Here is a 17,844-nt window from a genome sequence, read left to right as displayed (position 1 = left end):
CTGAGTTACGTTTGTCCCGGTCGGGCAGAATGACCAGGCGACGATCGGCTCGACGACCACCAGGACGGCCGGCAGCACCACCCGCCGGGCGGCCACGTGACGTAAGGAGGCGCACGCGCGCGAGGGTGACTCCGGCCCCACGACGCGGGTAGCGGCAGTGATGATCGGCGAGGAGATGGACGATCCGGGAGGTCGTCGGCGAGGCGGGCGCGGACGCCCGGCGCCGTCGTCCGCTGGCTCCTACGACCCCGCCCGCCGGGGCTCCGGCGCTCTGCGGCCCGGCGAGTACCGCCGGTTCCTCCGTCAGGTCAGCGTCGGCTCGCTCGTCCCCGGACTGAGTCTCATCTCGGCCGGCCGCAAGGTCCTCGGCTGGTTCGTCCTGATCCTCTTCCTGGCCGCGATCGCCGGCGCCGTCGTGCTCCTGATGCGCACCGACGCGACCAGCGCCGCCCGCATGGGCACCGATCCGGACACGCTGACACTGATGGCGCGCGGGCTGCTGGCCCTGGCCGTCATCTGGCTGGTGATCGCCGTCGTCGGTCTCTACCTGCTCCAGCCGGAAGGGCTGCGGGCACCGCAGCGGCTGCTGTCGGCGGTCCTGGTCATCACTCTCGTCTCGCTGATGGTGGTGCCGATCAGCTTCGGCAGCCGGTACGCGTTCCGCCAGCTGGAGTTCATCGACAACGTCTTCGCCGACGACGACCAGCACAGCCTGACCATCCCGGACGACGCCACCGAGGGCGACCCGTGGGCCGGCCAGGACCGAGTCAACGTCCTCATCCTCGGCTCGGACAGCGGGCCGGGCCGCGACGAGACCCGCACCGACACCGTCATGGTGGCCAGCATCGACACGCGGACCGGTGACACCGCACTGTTCTCGCTGCCGCGCAACCTGCTGAACGTGCCGATGCCCGAGGGCACCCCGCTGCACGAGGCCTACCCCGACGGGTTCAGCGGCCCGGAGGAGGACGCCTACTACTGGCTCTCGGCGATGTACCGGTTCGTCCCACACGAGTTCCCGGAGTTCTTCGAGGGCATCGCCGACCCCGGTGCCGAAACGATGAAGCTGGTGGTCGGCGAGGCGCTGGGGCTGGACATCTCCTACTACGTGATGGTCAACCTGCGCGGCTTCCAGTACCTGGTCGACGCGCTGGGCGGGGTGGAGCTGGACGTGCCGTACCGGATCCCGATCGGCACCAAGGAGGTCAGCGGCGGCTGCACCGAGGCCAGCGGCTGGATCGAGCCCGGGGAGAACCAGCACCTCGACGGCTACCACGCGCTGTGGTTCGCCCGCGCGCGCTGCGGCCCCGGGCCGGTGTCCGACGACTACGAGCGGATGCGCCGGCAGCGCTGCGTCATCGGCGCCATCGCCGCCCAGGCCGACCCGTTCAACCTGCTCACCCGGTACCAAGAGCTGGCGACCGCGGCCGAGGAGACGATGTCGACGGACATCCCGGCCAGCCGACTCTCCGACTTCGCCGAGCTGGCGCTCGAGGTGCAGGAGACCGGCATCCGCAGCCTCCCGTTCACCGACGACATCATCGAGTACCACGAACCAAACTACGATCTCATCCGCGAGTTCGTCCAGGAGTCGCTCGAGCCGCCCCGGGAGACGCCGGCCCCCAGTGAGACGTCGTCGCCGGACCCGACCGACCCGGACGAGCCGAGCGATACGGCCGACCCGACGGAGTCCCCGGCCGATGAGGACCCGACCGAGCCGCCCACGGAGGACCCGACCGAGCCGTCCGACGGCGAGTCCGGGACCCCGGGTGCCGAGGAGACGCCCGACGAGTCCGACGGTGCCCAGTCCATCGCCGAGGTCTGCTGACGGGAACGACATCACCGGGACTTCTCTGGTGCCCCATCAGGGATGCAAGCGTGGTGACGCACCAGCGGTCCTCTGATGTGCCGGATCGTTGATGATCAACGGGTCCGCCGCGGCCGGACGATCTGCGGCGACCGGCTGGCCAGGCGGCGAACCGGCGATCCGCGGCCGGGGTCAGACGACGTGGACGTCGACGCCGGCGGAGCGGAGGGCGGCGAGGTCGTCCTTTGCGGCGCCCGGGTCGGTGACGAGCACGTTCACCTGGTCGACGTCGCAGATGCGGGCGAACGCGCGGCGCCCGATCTTGTCGCCGGTGCCGACGACGACCACCCGGCTGGCGCGCTGCACCATGAGCGCGTTGATGCCGGCCTCGCCCACGTGCCGGCACGACGCGCCGCCGCTGGCCGTGAGCCCGTCGATGCCGAGGATCAGCATGTCCAGCCAGAGCTCGTTGAGCACGAGCGTCGCCAGCGGCCCGGTCATCTCGTACGACTGCGGCCGCGCCACGCCGCCCAGCGAGACCGTGCGGATGTGCGGCCGCAGCACCATCTCGGTGGCGATGTTGAGGGCGTTGGTGACCACGGTGAGCGCTGGGTCGCCCGAGTGCGGCCCGTGCTCGATGCGCGCGGCCAGACGGCGAGCCGTCGCCGACGTCGTCGTGCCGCCGTTGAAGCCGACCACCATGCCGGGCTCGACCATGTCGGCGGCCGCGGCGGCGATGCGCTCCTTGGGGTCGTGCCCGGACGACGCACGGTAACGGGCCGGCAGGTCGTAGGCGACCGACGTGGCGAGGACGCCGCCGTGGGTGCGGGTGACGAGTTGCTGGCGCGCCAGCTCGGTGAAGTCGCGCCGGACGGTGGCCTCGGAGACGGCGAGCGCGGCGGCGGTCTCGGTGACGCTGAGGCGGCCGCGTTCTGCCAGCAGGTCGAGCATCTGGCGCCAGCGGCCGGCGCGGTCCGGCGTCTGCCCGTCGGCGCCCTCGCCCGAAGCACCCTCGTCGCCGGGATCGGTGAGCGGCTGTTCCGTCACGTCGGCCCCCACCTCCTCACTTGACGGCGCCCGCCGTGAGCCCTGCCACCAGGCGCTTCTCGATGAGCGCGAACAGGATCACGACGGGGACGATGCCGACGATCGACACCCCGAACACATACTGCCAGGCCGACTCGTACTGGCCGACGAACTTCGTCAGGGCGACGGACAGCGGCTGGTTCTCCGCGGTCGTCAGGATGACGAGGCTGGCGGCGAACTCGTTCCAGCAGGCGACGAACGTGAAGATGATGGCGGTGACGACGCCCGGCCACACCAGCGGCATGGTCACCCGGCGCAGGATCTGCAGCCGCGACGCGCCGTCCAGGGCCGCGGCCTCGTCCAGCTCGCGCGGGATGGCGGCGAAGAAGCTGTGCATGATCCACACCGCGAACGAGAGGTTGAACGCGCTGTTGACCAGGATCATCGCCAGCCAGGTGTCATTGATGCCGAGGGTGACGAACTGCCGGAACAGCCCGGCCGCCAGCACCGTCGGCTGCAGCATCTGCGTCACCAGCACCAGTAGCAGGAACACCAGCCGGCCCGGGAACCGGAACCGCGCGGTGTAGTACGCGGCCGGCGCGGCCACGGCCAGCACCAGCAGCGTCGCGCACACCGAGATGACGATGGTGGACACCAGGTTGTACGGCAGCGGCGTCTCGGGCGTGGACCACATGTCCACGTAGTTCGACGGCAGCCACTCCTGCGGCAGGTACGTCGGAGGCACCTGCAGGATCTCGGCTCGCGACTTGAACGACCCGATCAGCATGACCAGGTACGGCAGCACGAAGACCAGGGCGATGACGCCGCCCGCGACGGCCATCAGCACGCGGCGCCGGCCCCGGGAACCACGGGCGGGCCGTCCCCCGTCGACCTGAAGGACGGCCGGGTCGGCGGACGGAGAGGTGGTGGTGGCGGCCACGGCTGGTTTCCTTCCCCTTTGTGGGACTCGCTCGCGCCTGGGACCTCGCGGTCGGCGCTGGGCTAGTCCTCCCTCATGGGCCGGACGACCCGCAGGTAGACGAGGATGACGGCGAGCACGATCAGGAAGTTGACGACGCTCAGCGCGCTGGCTGTGTCGATCTGCCGGTCGGCGCGGATGAACTTGAAGATCAGCGTGGTGGTGGTGTCGGCGTTGTAGCCGGGGATCGAGCCGGTGATCACCTGCAGGATCGGCAGCGAGTTGAACACGTTGATGATGTTGATGATGGTGGCGACGGCCAGGGCCGGGCGCAGCAGCGGCAGGATGATGCGCCGGTAGGTGGCCCACGACCCGGCGCCGTCCATCTGGGCCGCCTCACGCACGTCGGTCGGGATCGTCTGCAGCCCCGCCAGCAGCGTGTACGTGGTGAACGGCAGCGACACGAACACCGCGATACCCATGGCGGTGAGGAACGCCGGCACCGCGTTGCGGGTGAAGCCGTACGGCCGGTCCAGCAGCCCGATGTCGACGAAGAACGCGTTGATGATGCCGTAGAACGGGTCCAGCCCGTAGTAGACGACCGTGGTGGTCATGACGACGCTGGCCGCCCACGGGATGATGATGGCGAGCCGGACCAGCCGGCGGCCGGGGAAGGCCTTGTCCAGGAACTGCGCCAGCCCCAGCGAGATGAGCACCGTCACGACGACGACACCGACCACCCACACCACGGTGTTGGTCAGCACCCGCGACAGCGCCGTGAATTCCAGCAGCCGGGTGTAGTTGTCCAGACCGGCCGGGCCGTTGTCGACGCCGAACTGGCTCAGGTCGCGGAACGACGTCCACGCCATGTACCCGGCCGGGAAGAACACCACCCCGGCGATGAGCACCAGGGTGGGGCCGAGCCAGGGCAGCGCCCGGCCCAGCGTCCCCCAGCGTGAGGAACCGCCCCGCGGCCGGCGAGAGTGCCGGCGCACGGGGCGGGTCTCGGTCTGTGTCGTCATGCGTTGTCGGCGCTGGCCTGGATCTGCTGCAGAACCGACGCGGCGTCCTGGGTCTGGATCTGCCCGACCAGGCTCTGCAGCGCGCCCTGGGTGGCGGCCCAGGCCTCGTTGGTGCTCGGGTAGAACTGCGCCTCCGGCAGCACCTCGAGGAAGTCGGCGAACCGCTCGGCGTTGGCGGTGCCCTCGGCGCCGGACATCGTGGTGGGCAGGAAGCCCTCGGTGTCCACGAAGCTGAGGTAGACGTCGGTGCTGAAGAAGTGGTCGAGGAAGGCGCGGATGGCCTCCTGCTTGTCGTCGTCGTTGCGGAAGGCCATCAGGTGGTCCGCGACGCCGAGCGTGACCGGCGAGCCGTCCTGCGTCGGCACCGGTGCGATGCCGTAGTTGAGCTCGGGGTTGCGCTCCTCGATCTGCCCGATCGTGGGCGGCAGGCCGACCGCCATCGCGATCTGGCCCTGGACGAAGACGTCCAGCATCGGGGTCCGGTCGGTGGCGCCCGGGTCGGGCTGGGTGGCGCCCGCGTCGATCATGGTCTTCATGAACTCGACCGCGGCCAGGTTCTCCGGGGTGTCGACGGTGATGGTGTCGCCGGCGGTCCACGAGCCGCCGCCGCCGAAGGTCCAGATGGACGTCTCGGCCTGGGCCTCCTCGCTGCCCAGCGGCATGCCGTAGCCGAAGACGCCGGTGCCCAGTTCGCTGACGGCGGTGGCGGCGGCCAGCAGGTCGTCCCACGTGGCCGGCGGCTCGGTGATGCCGGCCTGGGTGAGCACGTCCTGGTTGTAGAACAGCGCCCGGGCCGAAGCGATCATGGGCAGGCCGTAGACCGTGCCGTCCAGCGAGGCGTTCTCGATGAACGACTCCTGGAAGTCGTCCATGGTCTCGGAGGAGACGACGTCTTCGGCCGGGTAGAGCAGGTCGTCCTTGGCGAAGCCGCTGAACGCGTCGATGTTGAGGATGTCAGGCGCCTCACCGGCCTGCACCTTGGTGCGGATGACGTCGTTGATGTTGTCCCACGACTGCACTTCGAGGTTGACGGTGATGTCGGGGTTATCCTCCTCGAAGGAGGCGATGATCTCTTCCCACAGCGCGGTCGTGCCGTCGCTGTACTGCGGGACCAGCAGGTCTAGGCTGGTCGAGCCGCCCTCACCGCCGTCACCGCCGTCGCCACCGTCGTCGTCGCCGCCGAACCCGCAGGCGGTGAGCGTCAGGCCCATCGCCACGCTTGCCGCCGCCAAGGACACCAGTCGTCTCACGTCCGCCTCCTGGGTGGTTCGATGACCGCGATGATTGTTTATACGCGTTTCGCACGCGTTTCGCGCACAATCTGTCGAGTGCGGGTATCCATGTTTGTCGTAGTGACAGAGCCGTGTCAATGGCTCGTGACCCGAATGCAATCATGGCGGTCTGTGACAGGGTCCTGACTGACTCTGCTCGTTTAGTGGTCAGTTCGATCGATATGATGCAGGGGCGCGAGCCTGATGTGGGCTCTACAGTGGACGAGGAGACGATCACCCGATGAGCGAACATGTCAGGGCGGAGATCGCCAGCCAACCGGCCTGCTGGGGCCGCGTGGCCGACATCCTGGAGCCGGCCGGCCGGGTGCTCCCCGCGGCGGGCGAGCGGGTCGCCGTCGTCGGCTGCGGCACGTCCTGGTTCATGGCGATGGCCTACGCGGCGCTGCGTGAGGCGGCCGGGGCCGGCGAGACCGACGCGTTCGCCGCATCCGAGGCGCCGGTGGGGCGCGGGTACGACGCGGTCGTCGCCATCACGCGTTCGGGTACCACGACGGAGATCCTCGACCTGCTGGCAGCCATCGACACGGCCGGCCACGGCTCCCGGACGGTGGCCATCACCGCCGTGCCGGACTCCCCGGTCGTGCGGGCGGTCGACGAGTCGGTCGTCCTGGACTTCGCCGACGAGGAGTCGGTGGTGCAGTCCCGCTGTGCGACGACGACACTCGCGCTGCTGCGCGCCCACCTGGGGCACGACCTCGAGCCGATCGTCGCCGATGCGGAGAAGGCGCTGGCCGAGCCGCTGGACGGCTGGGTCGCCGCCGAGCAGGTCAGCTTCGTCGGCCGCGGCTGGACGATCGGCCTGGCGCACGAGGCGGCGCTGAAGCTGCGCGAGGCGGCGCAGTTCTGGGCCGAGGCGTATCCCGCCATGGACTACCGCCACGGCCCCATCGCGATCGCCGAGCCCGGCCGGCTGGTGTGGTCGTTCGGCGCGCCGCCGGCCGGGCTGGCCGCCGACGTCGCGGCCACCGGCGCGGGCTTCGTCACCAGCGACCTGGACCCGATGGCCCACCTCGTCGTGGCGCAGCGGCTGGCGGTCGCCATAGCGCAGGAGCGCGGGCTCGACGCGGACCGGCCGCGGCACCTCACCCGGTCGGTCGTCCTCCCGGCCGGTTGAGATGGGCCCGGTCGACGCGAGTCCCCCGGTTGTCGCCGTCGACGTCGGCGGCACGTCCATCAAAGCCGGTGTGGTGAGCGCGGACGGAGCAGTTAGCCGGCTGGTGCGGGCGACGACACCGCCGGCCGGCGCGGACGGCAAGCCCGTGGTCGACGCCGTCGTGGCGGTCTTGGACGGGCTGGTCGCCGGTCACCCGGCGCGGCGCGCGGCGGCCGTCGGCGTGGTCGTCCCGGGCATCGTCGACGAGCGGGCCGGGGTCGCGGTCGGCGCGGAGAACCTCGGCTGGCAGAACGTGCCGCTGCGCGACCTGCTCTCCGACCGGCTGGGCTGCCCGGTCGTCCTGGGGCACGACGTGCGCGCAGGCGGACTGGCCGAGCACCGCACCGGGGCCTGCCGCGGCGCACGCAACGCCGCGTTCGTGCCGGTCGGCACCGGCATCGCGGCCGCGCTCGTCCTCGACGGCCGGCTCTTCGCCGGCGACGGCTACGCCGGCGAGATCGGTCACGTCGACGTCGGCGGCGACCTGCCGTGCGCCTGTGGCGGCCGCGGCTGCCTGGAGACGGTGGCGTCGGCGGCGGCGGTCGCCCGCCGGTACACGGCCGCGTCCGGCACGCGGGTGGACGGCAGCCGCGACGTCGCGGCGCGGGTCCGCGCGGGAGATCCGGCCGCCGTCGCCGTCTGGGACGAGGCGCTCGATGCGCTGTCCCGCGGGCTGGCGATGCTGACCGGCATCGTCGCACCAGAGGTGATCGCCGTCGGCGGCGGTTTCGCCGAGTCTGCCGACCTGGTGATCGCGCCGTTGGGCGAGCGGCTGGCGGACCGGCTGACGTTCCACCGCGTGCCCCGGGTCGTCCCAGCCGAGTTGGGCGACCGTGCCGGCTGCGTCGGCGCCGGGCTGCTGGCGTGGGAGCTGCTCTCGTGAACCACGTCGTCTGCGTGACCCCGAACCCCGCCGCCGACGTCACCTACGAGGTCGCGGCGCTGATGCCGGGAGCCACGCACCGGGTGCGCCGGGTGCTGCGGCGGCCCGGCGGCAAGGGCGTCAACGTCGCGCGGGTGCTGCGCGCCCTGGACGTGCCGGCGACGGTCGTCGTGCCCGTCGGCGGCCCCACCGGCGAGTGGCTCGTCGACGCGCTGCGGGCGGAGCACGACACCGGCTTCCGGGTGCTCGCGGTCCCCGTCGCCGCCGAGACGCGCCGCACGGTCACCGTCGTCGACGGGTCGGGAACCGCCACCGCGCTCAACGAGCCGGGCCGGCCGCTGACCGAGGCGGAGTGGGCGGGCTTCCTCGCCGCTACGGCCGACGCGCTGATCGGAGCCGCCGCCATGACCGTCTCCGGCAGCCTGCCCGTCGGCGCGCCGGCTGACCTGCCGGCGCGGCTGGTCGCGCTGGCCCGCGACGCCGGTGTCCCCGCCGTGGTCGACACCTCGGGCCCGCCGCTGCTCGCCGCCGTCGAGGCCGGCCCGGACGTCGTCAAGCCGAACGCCGAGGAACTGGCCGAGATCGCGGCCGGCGACGACGCGCTGGTGGCGGCTCGCCGACTGGTGGCCCTCGGTGCCCGGCGGGTCGTGGTGTCACGCGGCGCCGACGGCCTGCTGGGCGTGGACGCCGACGGCGGGTGGCACGTACCCGCGGTGCCCGGCGTCGCCGGCAACCCGACCGGCGCCGGCGACGCCGCCGTCGCCGCCCTCGCGCACGCCCTGGTCGCCGGTACGGCGTGGCCGTACGCGCTGGTCGACGCGGCCGCGCTCGGCGCCGCGGCGGTGCTGGCCGACGTCGCCGGCGAGGTCGATCTCGCCGCGTACCACCGATTCCTGCCCACCCTGTCCGCGGAGCGCATCGCATGACCCTGACACCGATCACCGAGTTGCTGGACTACGCGCTGGCCCGCGACGGCGGCGTCGGCGCGTTCAACGTGATCCTGCTCGAGCACGCCGAGGCGCTGGTCGCCGGCGCGGAATTGGCGCAGGCGCCCGTGGTACTGCAGATCAGCCAGAACTGTGTGCGCTACCACCGCGCGCTGGAGCCGATCGCGCTGGCCACGCTGGCCGTCGCCCGCGCCGCCCGGGTGCCGGTCTGCGTCCACCTCGACCACGCCGAGGACGCCGACCTGGTGGACGAGGCGGTCGAGCTCGGCATCACCAGCGTCATGTTCGACGCCTCGAAGCTTGACTACGACGACAACGTCGCAACCACCCGAGCCGTCGTCGAGCACTGCCACGCCCGCGGGGTGGCGGTGGAGGCGGAACTGGGCGAGGTCGGCGGCAAGGACGGCGTGCACGCCCCCGGCGCGCGCACCATCCCGGCCGAGGCGGCCGCGTTCGCCGCCGCGACCGGGGTCGACTCGCTGGCCGTCGCGGTCGGCACGTCGCACGCGATGCGCACCCGCGACGCCGTCGTCGACCACGCGCTCATCGCTGACCTGCGCGCCGCCGTGCCGGTCCCGCTGGTGCTGCACGGCTCGTCCGGGGTGCCCGACGCCGAGCTGACGAAGGCGGTCGCGAACGGCATCACGAAGGTCAACATCGCCACGCACCTCAACGGTGTCTTCACCGCCGAGATCCGCCGCCGGCTGGACGAGGACACCGCGCTCACCGATCCGCGCCGCTACGTCGCGGCCGGCCGGGACGCCGTCGCTCACGAGACGGCGCGGCTGCTTGGGGTGCTGCGGGCCGCATCCGGTTGACATCGGCTGGTCGGGATGCGCCATGGCTGTCGGCTCGACGTCGGACTGTTCACGAGCGTCGTCAACGTGGTCAGCGGCGCCGTCGGGCTCGCCGAGCCCGACGGATTCCGAATTGACCAGATTTCAACCGATCAAACCCTTGCAGGCCGGAACTCTAGTGCTCGATAATGCTCGTTATCCGATCAAAAGGTGCAGGTTCGATCGAGGAGTGATTCGGGTGTCCCGTCCGAACAGGTATCGACCGTCCCGCCGTGACGTCATCAGGTCGGGAGCCGCCTTCGGCGCGGCCGGCATCGCCGGTGCCGCCGCCACCACGACCGCCGCCGCGGACATCCACCGTGAGCCCCCGCGTATCCCCGGGCGCGAGAAGTCGATGGCCGAAGTGCCCTTCGAAGGGTTCGACGAGGTCCGCGTCGGCCTCATCGGGCTCGGCGAGCGCGGCGGCGGCCAGGACGTCCGCTGGGGCGCCGTGTCCAAGATCAGCGCCGTCGCCGACATCCGGCCGGAGCGGGTCAGCCGCACCATCGGCAGGATCATGGCCCAGGGCTTTCAGGACGTGGAGCCGGTGGGGTACTCCGACGGCGAGGAGGACTTCCGCAACCTCCTCGCCCGCGACGATATCGACCTGGTCTACATCGCCACCCCGTGGGAGTGGCACTATCCGCAGGCGAAGGCCGCCATGGAAGCCGGCAAGCACGTCGCCGTCGAGCTGCCCATCTCGCCGTACCTGGACGAGATCTGGGACCTCGTGCGCACCTCCGAGCGCACCGGCAAGCACTGCATGCTGCTGGAGAACGTCAACTACTTCCGGCCCGAGCTGCGCATGTTCAACATGGCCAAGGCTGGCTTGTTCGGCGAGCTGCAGCACGCCTCCGGCGGCTACGTGCACGACCTGCGGTGGCCGTACCTGTTCGGCGGCGCCTACCACCCCGAGTACTGGCGGCGGCGCTGGCAGACCCGGATGAACGCACTGCACTACCCCATGCACGGCCTGGGCCCGGTCTCGGCGACCATGGGCATCAACCGCGGCGACCGGTTCGACGAGCTGGTCGCGGTGGCCACACCGCCGATGAACCTCGCGCTGTTCCGCTCCGAGGACCCTCGGGTCGGGCCGGACCACTCCTCCTGGGACGACGACGAGTACATCTCCGGCGACCGCCACACCGCCCTGATCAAGACGGCGAACGGCCTGATGATCCGGGTCGAGCACGACGTCAACTCGCCGCACCCCTACAGCCGCGAGACCACGCTCACCGGCACCCGCGGCACCGTCGAGCTCGACAATGCCCGCATCTACCTGGAGTCACTGGGCCACACCAACCACTCCTGGCGCACCGGCGGCGAGTACAACGCCATCCTGGCCGAGCACGACCACTGGCTCTGGCCGGCCCTGGAGGACCTGGCCGACCAGTACGGCGGCCACGGCGGCGGCGACTTCATCGCCATCTTCCGCCTCGTGCAGTTGATGCGACTGGGCATGACACCTGACATCGATGTCTACGACTCCGCGGCCTGGTGTTCGATCATCCCACTGAGCCACGAGTCGATGAAGCTGGGACGCATGCAGGCGGTCAAGGTGCCCGACTTCACCCGTGGCTACTGGGAGGACCCCCGCCCGACGTTCGACCGCGAGCGTCCCGACGACCCCTGGCTCGACGGCTGAGGTCCGCGGGTGCACTCGGGCGGGCATAAGTTGGGGCCATGACTTCTTCCCCCATGCGTTTCGGGCTCTTCGTACCGCAGGGCTGGCGGCTCGACCTCGTCGACATCGCTCCCGGAGATCAGTGGGAGGCGATGCTCCGAGTGGCCGAGCACGCCGATCGCGGCGGGGCGTTCGAGTCCATCTGGGTCTACGACCACTTCCACACGACCCCGACGCCTACCGACGAGGCGACCCACGAGGCGTGGTCGCTGATGGCGGCGCTCGGCGCGGCCACCGAGCGCATCCGGCTCGGGCAGATGTGCACGTGCACGGCGTACCGAAACCCGGCGTACCTGGCGAAGGTCGCCGCGACGGTGGACAGCATCTCCGGCGGCCGGCTCGAGATGGGCATCGGCGCGGGCTGGTACGAGCACGAGTGGCGGGCCTACGGGTACGGCTTCCCGTCCGCGGGCGTGCGGCTGGGCATGCTCGACGAGGCCGTCCAGATCATGCGCCAGGCCTGGACGCACGGTGTGTCGACGCTCGACGGTGAGCACTACCAGGTCGACGGCGCCATCTGCCGGCCGCTGCCCCTGCAGGACGGGGGCATCCCGCTGTGGATCGCCGGCGGCGGAGAGAAGGTGACCCTGCGCATCGCGGCCAAGAACGCCCGCGGCCAGGACGACGACGGTCTGAGCGCCCACACGAAGTACACGAACTTCGGTGGCATCGCGGACATCTTCCGGCGCAAGTCGGAGGTGCTGAAGCGGCACTGCGACGACCTCGGCACCGACTTCGACTCGATCACCCGCACGGCCGACTACAACGTGATCGTCGGGCGAACCCAGGCCGAGGTCGACGACCAGCTGGCCCGGCTCGACGAGCGCAACGCCCGGTTCCTGACCCCGAAGAAGGCCGCGAACTCCCGCAAGGCGTTCACCGACGGCCCGACGGTCGGGACGGTGGACCAGGTGATCGAGTCGCTGCTCGAGCTCAAGGGCCTCGGCATGACGTACGCCATCTGCTACTTCCCGTTCGCCGCGTACGACATCGGCACCGTGGAGCTGTTCGAGAAGGAGGTCATCCCTGCTCTGAGCTGAGCCGAGAAGCGAGCAGCCGGCGGGGGTGTGGGCACGGGCGCGCCCTCGCCGTACCTCGTGATCGATCAACGATCGCCGACGCCACGAGGATTCTGCGTGCTCCACCATGCTTGCGGGCCTGGTGAGGCGCGAGATCGCCTGGTGTGGCCTCGGATCATTGATGCGAGCTACGTCGACCTCGTCGTCGACGGTGCCGGCGGCGGCGTCAGCGGCGACCACGCCGACTGGGCCAGCGCCCGCCGCACCATGATGGCCCTCAGTCTGGGCTGAGCACGTCGACGTCGGTCCGGGCGAAGTCATTGCCGACGCAGAGGATCGGGAGGCTCGACTCGACCGCGAGCGCGTAGGTGAAGCAGTCTGCGTAGTTCAACGCCGCGGGATGACGACCCTTGCCGAAACGTCGCCATCCCTCCAGTGCTCGCTCCGCCACCCCAGGCTCCACCGGCACGACGTCGATCTCAGCGTCTCGGGTGAACCGCATGGCGGTCCCGGTGCCTACCGGGCCGAGGCGTGACTCGATGACGATGCCCAGCTCGACGTAGCTCGCGGCCGATATGTACCGCCGGTCGGCGAGCGCCAACGTCCTCACCAGCCACTCGGCCCCGTCCTCGCCGGTGAGGACGGCGATCGCTGCGGACGTGTCGACGACGAGTGCTCGCCCGTCCGTCACCTGGGCAGGCCGTCGTCGTCGTAGCCGAGGATCTCGTCGGCGGGTCGCGGATCGAGCACGCGGTGTTCCCGCACGTCGGCCTGGAGCGCCCGCAGGCGGCGCGTGATGCGCGCGGTGGAGCCGCCGCGCTGCCGCTCCAGCCGCTAGAAGGGGCCGGCAGTGGTCACTGCTGGGGAACCGGTCGCTGGTACGGTGCGCCGATGACGACGAACGGCGAGCTCATCGAGGCGGCCGCGGCGTCCCTGCGGCCCCGGACGGTGGCCGGACGGCTCATCGGGGACGTGGCGTCGACGCTGGTCACGGAGGCCGGCAACCGGTACGACGGCGTCTGCATCGACACGCCGTGCGGCACCGGGTTCTGCGCCGAGCATGCCGCGATCGCGGCCATGGTGACCGCCGGCGAAAGCCGGATCATGAAGATCGTCGCGGTCTGGCGCGACGACGACGGGCGGCTGTCCGTGCTGCCGCCCTGTGGCCGTTGTCGGGAGTTCATCAGGCAGATGGACCCCGGGAACGTGAACACCGAGGTTGTGGTGAACCGAGAGCGCTCTCTGCCGCTGCGCGAGCTGCTGCCGATGCACGAGTGGCCGGCGCCGCTGGACTGAGTGGGTGTTGCCGCCACGGTGTTCGCGGCCGGCGACGGGGGTGGAGGGAAGTATTGGCGCGGGTCCGGGATGGACAGGACGGGGACGGCTCCAATGTCCGGCGCGGCTGGCTGTGAACCCCGATGCCAACTCTTTCGGAGAAGTCACGTCCCGGACCCGCCAATCGACCTTACGACACTCCGGCGCGCGCCGGTACCGATTTGGCGGAATTGCTAGGAACCGGGCGCCTTCTTGGCTCCTGGGAGAGGGCCGTTCGCTGCCGGGAGGGCGCCGTTCGGCCAGGACCGGCGGACGTAGACTGACCCTGTTATGGCACTTCTCCGGTACACGCTGCTGCGCGCCCTTGTCTTCGTGGTCGTCGGTGCGCTGCTGTGGCTGGTGGGGCTGCGCGGCTTCGTCCTCGTCGCCGGAGCCCTCTTCGTCTCCGGCATGATCAGCATCTTCGCCCTGCGCGACAGCCGCGACAAGGTGTCGATGGCCTGGGATCGGCGGCTGAGCACCATCAAGGAGCGCACCGCGGCCGAGGACGCCTGGGACGACGAGCAGCGCGCCCAGGCCGCCGACGCCCGCCCCGCGGACGCCCGTCCCGCCGACACCGGTCCCGCCGAGGCCGGCTCCGAGACCGAGCAGCGGCGACACGCCGGTTGAGGGACCTGCCACCGGCGTACAACCAGCCCGATTGGGTAGCTACCGGCCATGACCGAAGAGGACCGCCGCACGAAGCAGGAACCGACGCCAGGCGAGGATCCGCGCGAGATCGACCGCGAACGCACCACCGACGCCGCCCTCGACGAGCAGGACGCCCAGGAGGGCATTGTCCATCCGCAGCCGCCCACGGGAACCATGGGTACCAGCGCGGACGCGCCGGGCCGGGATCTCGGTGACCTCGATGACGCCCCTGACGTCCCGTCCGCGCGACACGAGAGCTGACCGCGGGCAAAAAATCTTGAGATGGCCGCGTCATGATCGCGGCCATCACCTGTCTTGTGGGTCAGACGGGGCTGAGAGGCGCCGTCCTCACACAGGAGGTTCTCATGGTGAATGACGAATACGAGCGGCACGTGGACAGCGCCAAGCGGGCCAAGCGGGGCCGGCACCGCGGCGAGGCGTTGTCGCTGTTCCAGGACCTGCGCGCGGCCATCGTCGCTCGGATTCCCAGCGAGGACCGGGGCTACACCGGCCCGCGACGCGCCCGGCGGCACGCCTGAGCGCGGACATGACCCGCACCGAGGGCCTTGTCACGACGAGGTCAGCTGACGGCCAGACCCACCGTCAGCAGCACCGCGAAGGCCAGCTCGGTCATGCTGGTCCGGCGTAGGACCGGGATCAGTGCTTTGCCCCTTGCCTTGGCGACGACGGGGCGGGCGGTCGCGGCGGCCAGTGGGGCGCACAGCAGTGTCAGTGCGCTCCACGGCTGCCCGGCCGCGGCCAGGGCCGCCACGATGGCGAACGGCACCGCCATCAGCAGCACGTAGAGCATGCGGCTGCGCCGTTCGCCGAGGATCACCGCGAGCGTGCGCTTGCCGCTGACGGCGTCGGTGTGCACGTCGCGGATGTTGTTGACCAGCAGCAGCGCACAGGCCAGGCAGCCGACGGCCACCGCCGAGACCACCGAGGTGACGGTGAGCCGGCCGGCCTGCACGTAGGTGGTGCCGGCGACCGCCACGAGCCCGAAGAAGAGGAACACCGAGATCTCGCCGAAGCCGCGGTAGCCGTACGGGCTGCGGCCACCGGTGTAGTACCAGGCCGCCCCGATGGCCAGTGCGCCGACGGCGAACAGCCACCAGTGCCCAGACCACGCGATGAGCACCGTGCCGAACACCCCGGCGGCGAGGAAGCTCCACAGCGCCGCGGCCTTCACCGCCGATGGCTCGGCCGACCCGGAACCGATCAGCCGGAACGGGCCGACGCGGTTCTCGTCGGTGCCGCGGATGCCGTCGGAGTAGTCGTTGGCGTAGTTGACGCCGATCTGCAGCGCCAGCGCGACCGCCAGCGCAAGCAGCGCCCGGCCGAGGTGTGCGGCGTCGGCGGCAGCCGCGGCGCCCGTCCCGACCAGGACCGGTGCCACCGCTGCCGGCAGGGTGCGCGGGCGGGCGCCCTCGACCCACTGGGCCAGTGTCGCCATCAGCGCCCCTCCCCGGGCTCGGCGATGCCCGGCCGCGCGGTCAGGCCCAGCCGTGAAGCCAGGCCGCGGCGGTCGGTCTTGCCGCCGGGCAGGGTGGGCAACGCGTCGAGCACGACCAGCTCCTTCGGTGCGTAGGCGACGGGAGAGCTCCGGCGCACATGCGCTCGGATCGAATCCAGGTCCGGTGGCCGGTCCGCGGACACTGGCACGACAGCGACGACGATGCGCTCGCCCCACCGCTCGTCGGCGGCCGCGACGGCGAGCGCCTCAGCCACGTCCGGGTGCGAGGAGACCACCGCGTCGACGGCGGCCAGTGGGACGTTGACTCCGCCGGAGACGGCGACCTCGTCGGCCCGGCCGGCCACCTCCAGTGCCCCGTCCGTCCGCAAGGACCCGAGGTCGGACGTAGTGAACCAGCCGTCCCCGAACGCCGCCGCGAGGTCGGGCCGGAGACGGTAGCCGCTGGCCAGGACGGGACCGGCGAGCCGGATCCGGCCGTCGTCGGCAATGGTCACCCGGACGCCGTCGAGTGGGACGCCGTCGTAGACGCAACCGCCGCAGGTCTCGGTCATGCCATAGGTGGTGACCACCTGGACACCCGCGGCACGCGCCCGCACGAGGACGTCGTCGCCGGCCCGGGCGCCCCCGACGAGGACGGCGTCGTAGCCGGCCAGCGCCTCGGCCGGGGCGCCGCCGGCGTCGAGCAGCGCGGTCAGCTGGCGCGGGACCAGCGACGTGTACCGCCGGGAGGCGCCGGCGAACAGCTGCACGCTGGCCGCGGCGAACAGCTCCGGGTCGAAACCCTCGGTGAGGTCGACGGCGACCGGCTCGGTGCCGGCGATCACGGAGCGGGCCAGCACCATGAGCCCGCCGATGTGGGTGGCGGGCAGCGCCAGCAGCCAGCGGCCCGGACCGCCCAGCCGGTCGTGCGTGGCCATCGCGGACGTGCGGACCGCGGCCGCGCCGAGCAGGGCGCCCTTGGGCCGGCCGGTCGAACCCGATGTCGGCACCACCAGTGCTACACCGTTTTCGACCGGCCGTGTGGGTCGGAGCTCGGCCAGCAGCGCGTCGCGGACCGCGGCCGGTGACGCCGGCAGTGGAAGCAGGGGCGGGCCGCCGGTCAGCGCCGCGGCGACCGCGGGCAGCAGCCGCGGTACCACGGCCGGGCGGAGCGGAACCTCGACCGTGCCCAGGGTGGCCGGGCCGGTGGTCGAGGGATTCGTCTGCATCGCACGCTCAGCTTAGATGTTCGGCCCGACTACAGGTTCAGGTGGAGCCGCAGGGCCGCGTCGACCTCGGCGAGCAGGGCGGGCGGCAGGGTGCCGACCCGCTCGCCGAGGCGGTGCGCGGAGATGGTGCGGACCTGATCGGCCTGGACCTTGGAGTCCCGCGGCAGGCCGGCCGCACCGGCGGGGACGAGGACCTGGAACGAGCGGACCCGCCGGATGTTGCTGGTGAGCGGCGCGACGGTGACCACTCCCTGCCGAAGCCGCTCGGTGGTGCGGTTCAGCGCGTCGTTGCTGACGATGACGGCCGGGCGGGTCTTGTTGGCCTCCGAACCCGTGACCGGCTCGAGGTTGACCCAGTAGACGTCGCCGCGCCGCACGTCACACCCCGTCGGCGGCGGTGGTCTCCCACGGCGAGGCGTCGTCGCTCTCGAGCCACTCGGCGGTGGCGTCGGCGTACTCGCTCTCGAGCTCGGACTCCCGGAGCAGCTGGAGCGCGCGGTGGAACACCGCGGAGCGGGACCGGACGTTCTCGGCCCGCGCGTAGCGGTCGACGAACTCGATGTCCTCCGCGGGAAGGCTGACGCTCACCTTGGTGACCATGGCCTG

22 protein-coding genes are annotated in these 17,844 nt (G+C 71.5%); 12 read left to right on the top strand and 10 right to left on the bottom strand.

The annotated features are described in order from the left end of the window. The first annotated feature begins 175 nt into the window (after positions 1-175). Complete coding sequence (locus tag E1269_RS11785) at positions 176-1,828, top strand: LCP family glycopolymer transferase (protein WP_162606369.1); 1,653 nt, start codon at positions 176-178, stop codon at positions 1,826-1,828. A gap of 171 nt (positions 1,829-1,999) precedes the next feature. On the opposite strand, the gene E1269_RS11780 is transcribed toward E1269_RS11785, so the two are convergent. The 4 genes from E1269_RS11780 to E1269_RS11765 all read right to left on the bottom strand — a co-directional run bounded on the left by E1269_RS11780 (position 2,000) and on the right by E1269_RS11765 (position 6,024). Continuing rightward, a complete protein-coding gene (locus E1269_RS11780; RefSeq protein ID WP_239000868.1) occupies positions 2,000-2,854 on the bottom strand; it encodes a DeoR/GlpR family DNA-binding transcription regulator in 855 nt (284 codons plus the stop codon). A 16-nt stretch (positions 2,855-2,870) separates the two neighbouring features. Further along, positions 2,871-3,674, bottom strand: coding sequence for a carbohydrate ABC transporter permease (locus tag E1269_RS11775; RefSeq protein ID WP_131894774.1), 804 nt, complete (start codon positions 3,672-3,674; stop codon positions 2,871-2,873). A 161-nt stretch (positions 3,675-3,835) separates the two neighbouring features. Continuing rightward, complete coding sequence (locus E1269_RS11770) at positions 3,836-4,774, bottom strand: carbohydrate ABC transporter permease (protein ID WP_131894613.1); 939 nt, start codon at positions 4,772-4,774, stop codon at positions 3,836-3,838. Continuing rightward, the gene (locus E1269_RS11765) at positions 4,771-6,024 is read right to left on the bottom strand and encodes an extracellular solute-binding protein (RefSeq protein ID WP_203433383.1); all 1,254 of its coding nucleotides are present in this window, start codon (positions 6,022-6,024) and stop codon (positions 4,771-4,773) included. The genes E1269_RS11770 and E1269_RS11765 overlap by 4 nt, the downstream gene beginning before the upstream one ends. 262 nt (positions 6,025-6,286) lie before the next feature. Here E1269_RS11765 and E1269_RS11760 point away from each other — a divergent pair, with 262 nt between their 5' ends. The 7 genes from E1269_RS11760 to E1269_RS33785 all read left to right on the top strand — a co-directional run bounded on the left by E1269_RS11760 (position 6,287) and on the right by E1269_RS33785 (position 12,879). Continuing rightward, a complete protein-coding gene (locus E1269_RS11760) occupies positions 6,287-7,180 on the top strand; it encodes an SIS domain-containing protein (RefSeq protein ID WP_131894611.1) in 894 nt (297 codons plus the stop codon). A gap of 1 nt (position 7,181) precedes the next feature. Continuing rightward, positions 7,182-8,102, top strand: a complete 921-nt coding sequence (locus tag E1269_RS11755; RefSeq protein WP_131894609.1) for an ROK family protein — start codon at positions 7,182-7,184, stop codon at positions 8,100-8,102. Next, positions 8,099-9,028 (top strand): 1-phosphofructokinase family hexose kinase, encoded by a 930-nt coding sequence (locus tag E1269_RS11750; RefSeq protein ID WP_131894607.1) that lies wholly within the window; start codon positions 8,099-8,101, stop codon positions 9,026-9,028. The genes E1269_RS11755 and E1269_RS11750 overlap by 4 nt, the downstream gene beginning before the upstream one ends. Beyond that, complete coding sequence (locus E1269_RS11745; protein WP_131894605.1) at positions 9,025-9,867, top strand: class II fructose-bisphosphate aldolase; 843 nt, start codon at positions 9,025-9,027, stop codon at positions 9,865-9,867. Before E1269_RS11750 ends, E1269_RS11745 begins: the two co-directional genes overlap by 4 nt. Before the next feature lie 217 nt (positions 9,868-10,084). Beyond that, positions 10,085-11,530, top strand: coding sequence for a Gfo/Idh/MocA family protein (locus tag E1269_RS11740; protein WP_203433381.1), 1,446 nt, complete (start codon positions 10,085-10,087; stop codon positions 11,528-11,530). Positions 11,531-11,583: 53 nt separating this feature from the next. After that, positions 11,584-12,609: an LLM class F420-dependent oxidoreductase gene (locus tag E1269_RS11735; protein ID WP_131894770.1), complete on the top strand. Its 1,026-nt coding sequence runs from the start codon at positions 11,584-11,586 to the stop codon at positions 12,607-12,609. A 141-nt stretch (positions 12,610-12,750) separates the two neighbouring features. Continuing rightward, entirely contained in the window at positions 12,751-12,879 is a 129-nt protein-coding gene (locus E1269_RS33785) for an NPCBM/NEW2 domain-containing protein (RefSeq protein ID WP_275264385.1), read from the top strand. Here the strand turns inward: E1269_RS33785 and E1269_RS11730 are convergent. Together E1269_RS11730 and E1269_RS34215 are read right to left on the bottom strand one after the other, a co-directional pair. After that, positions 12,866-13,279 (bottom strand): type II toxin-antitoxin system VapC family toxin, encoded by a 414-nt coding sequence (locus tag E1269_RS11730; protein WP_131894601.1) that lies wholly within the window; start codon positions 13,277-13,279, stop codon positions 12,866-12,868. The two genes, E1269_RS33785 and E1269_RS11730, sit on opposite strands and share 14 nt — an antisense overlap. Beyond that, positions 13,276-13,374 (bottom strand): hypothetical protein, encoded by a 99-nt coding sequence (locus E1269_RS34215; protein WP_420810626.1) that lies wholly within the window; start codon positions 13,372-13,374, stop codon positions 13,276-13,278. The genes E1269_RS11730 and E1269_RS34215 overlap by 4 nt, the downstream gene beginning before the upstream one ends. A gap of 105 nt (positions 13,375-13,479) precedes the next feature. Here E1269_RS34215 and E1269_RS34210 point away from each other — a divergent pair, with 105 nt between their 5' ends. The 4 genes from E1269_RS34210 (at position 13,480) to E1269_RS32215 (ending at position 15,092) form a co-directional block, all read left to right on the top strand. Next, positions 13,480-13,884, top strand: a complete 405-nt coding sequence (locus E1269_RS34210; RefSeq protein WP_131894768.1) for a cytidine deaminase family protein — start codon at positions 13,480-13,482, stop codon at positions 13,882-13,884. A gap of 309 nt (positions 13,885-14,193) precedes the next feature. Beyond that, positions 14,194-14,532: a DUF4229 domain-containing protein gene (locus E1269_RS11720; protein ID WP_131894599.1), complete on the top strand. Its 339-nt coding sequence runs from the start codon at positions 14,194-14,196 to the stop codon at positions 14,530-14,532. 48 nt (positions 14,533-14,580) lie between these two features. After that, positions 14,581-14,814 (top strand): hypothetical protein, encoded by a 234-nt coding sequence (locus E1269_RS11715; RefSeq protein WP_131894597.1) that lies wholly within the window; start codon positions 14,581-14,583, stop codon positions 14,812-14,814. A gap of 104 nt (positions 14,815-14,918) precedes the next feature. Continuing rightward, a complete protein-coding gene (locus E1269_RS32215) occupies positions 14,919-15,092 on the top strand; it encodes a hypothetical protein (RefSeq protein ID WP_162606368.1) in 174 nt (57 codons plus the stop codon). Positions 15,093-15,133: 41 nt separating this feature from the next. On the opposite strand, the gene E1269_RS11710 is transcribed toward E1269_RS32215, so the two are convergent. The 4 genes from E1269_RS11710 to E1269_RS11695 are packed head-to-tail and all read right to left on the bottom strand — an operon-like array spanning position 15,134 to position 17,838. Beyond that, positions 15,134-16,009, bottom strand: a complete 876-nt coding sequence (locus E1269_RS11710) for a 1,4-dihydroxy-2-naphthoate polyprenyltransferase (protein ID WP_131894595.1) — start codon at positions 16,007-16,009, stop codon at positions 15,134-15,136. After that, positions 16,009-17,238 (bottom strand): o-succinylbenzoate--CoA ligase, encoded by a 1,230-nt coding sequence (menE, locus tag E1269_RS11705; RefSeq protein WP_131894593.1) that lies wholly within the window; start codon positions 17,236-17,238, stop codon positions 16,009-16,011. Before menE ends, E1269_RS11710 begins: the two co-directional genes overlap by 1 nt. Before the next feature lie 29 nt (positions 17,239-17,267). Then, positions 17,268-17,615 carry a type II toxin-antitoxin system PemK/MazF family toxin gene (locus E1269_RS11700; protein WP_131894591.1) on the bottom strand — a complete coding sequence of 116 codons (348 nt, stop codon included), beginning with the start codon at positions 17,613-17,615 and terminating at the stop codon, positions 17,268-17,270. 1 nt (position 17,616) lies between these two features. Continuing rightward, positions 17,617-17,838: a ribbon-helix-helix domain-containing protein gene (locus E1269_RS11695; RefSeq protein ID WP_131894589.1), complete on the bottom strand. Its 222-nt coding sequence runs from the start codon at positions 17,836-17,838 to the stop codon at positions 17,617-17,619. Positions 17,839-17,844: the final 6 nt, after the last annotated feature.

The sequence above is a fragment of the Jiangella asiatica genome (assembly GCF_004349065.1).
GTDB lineage: Bacteria > Actinomycetota > Actinomycetes > Jiangellales > Jiangellaceae > Jiangella > Jiangella asiatica.
This window is presented reverse-complemented; position numbering and strand designations above follow the sequence as displayed.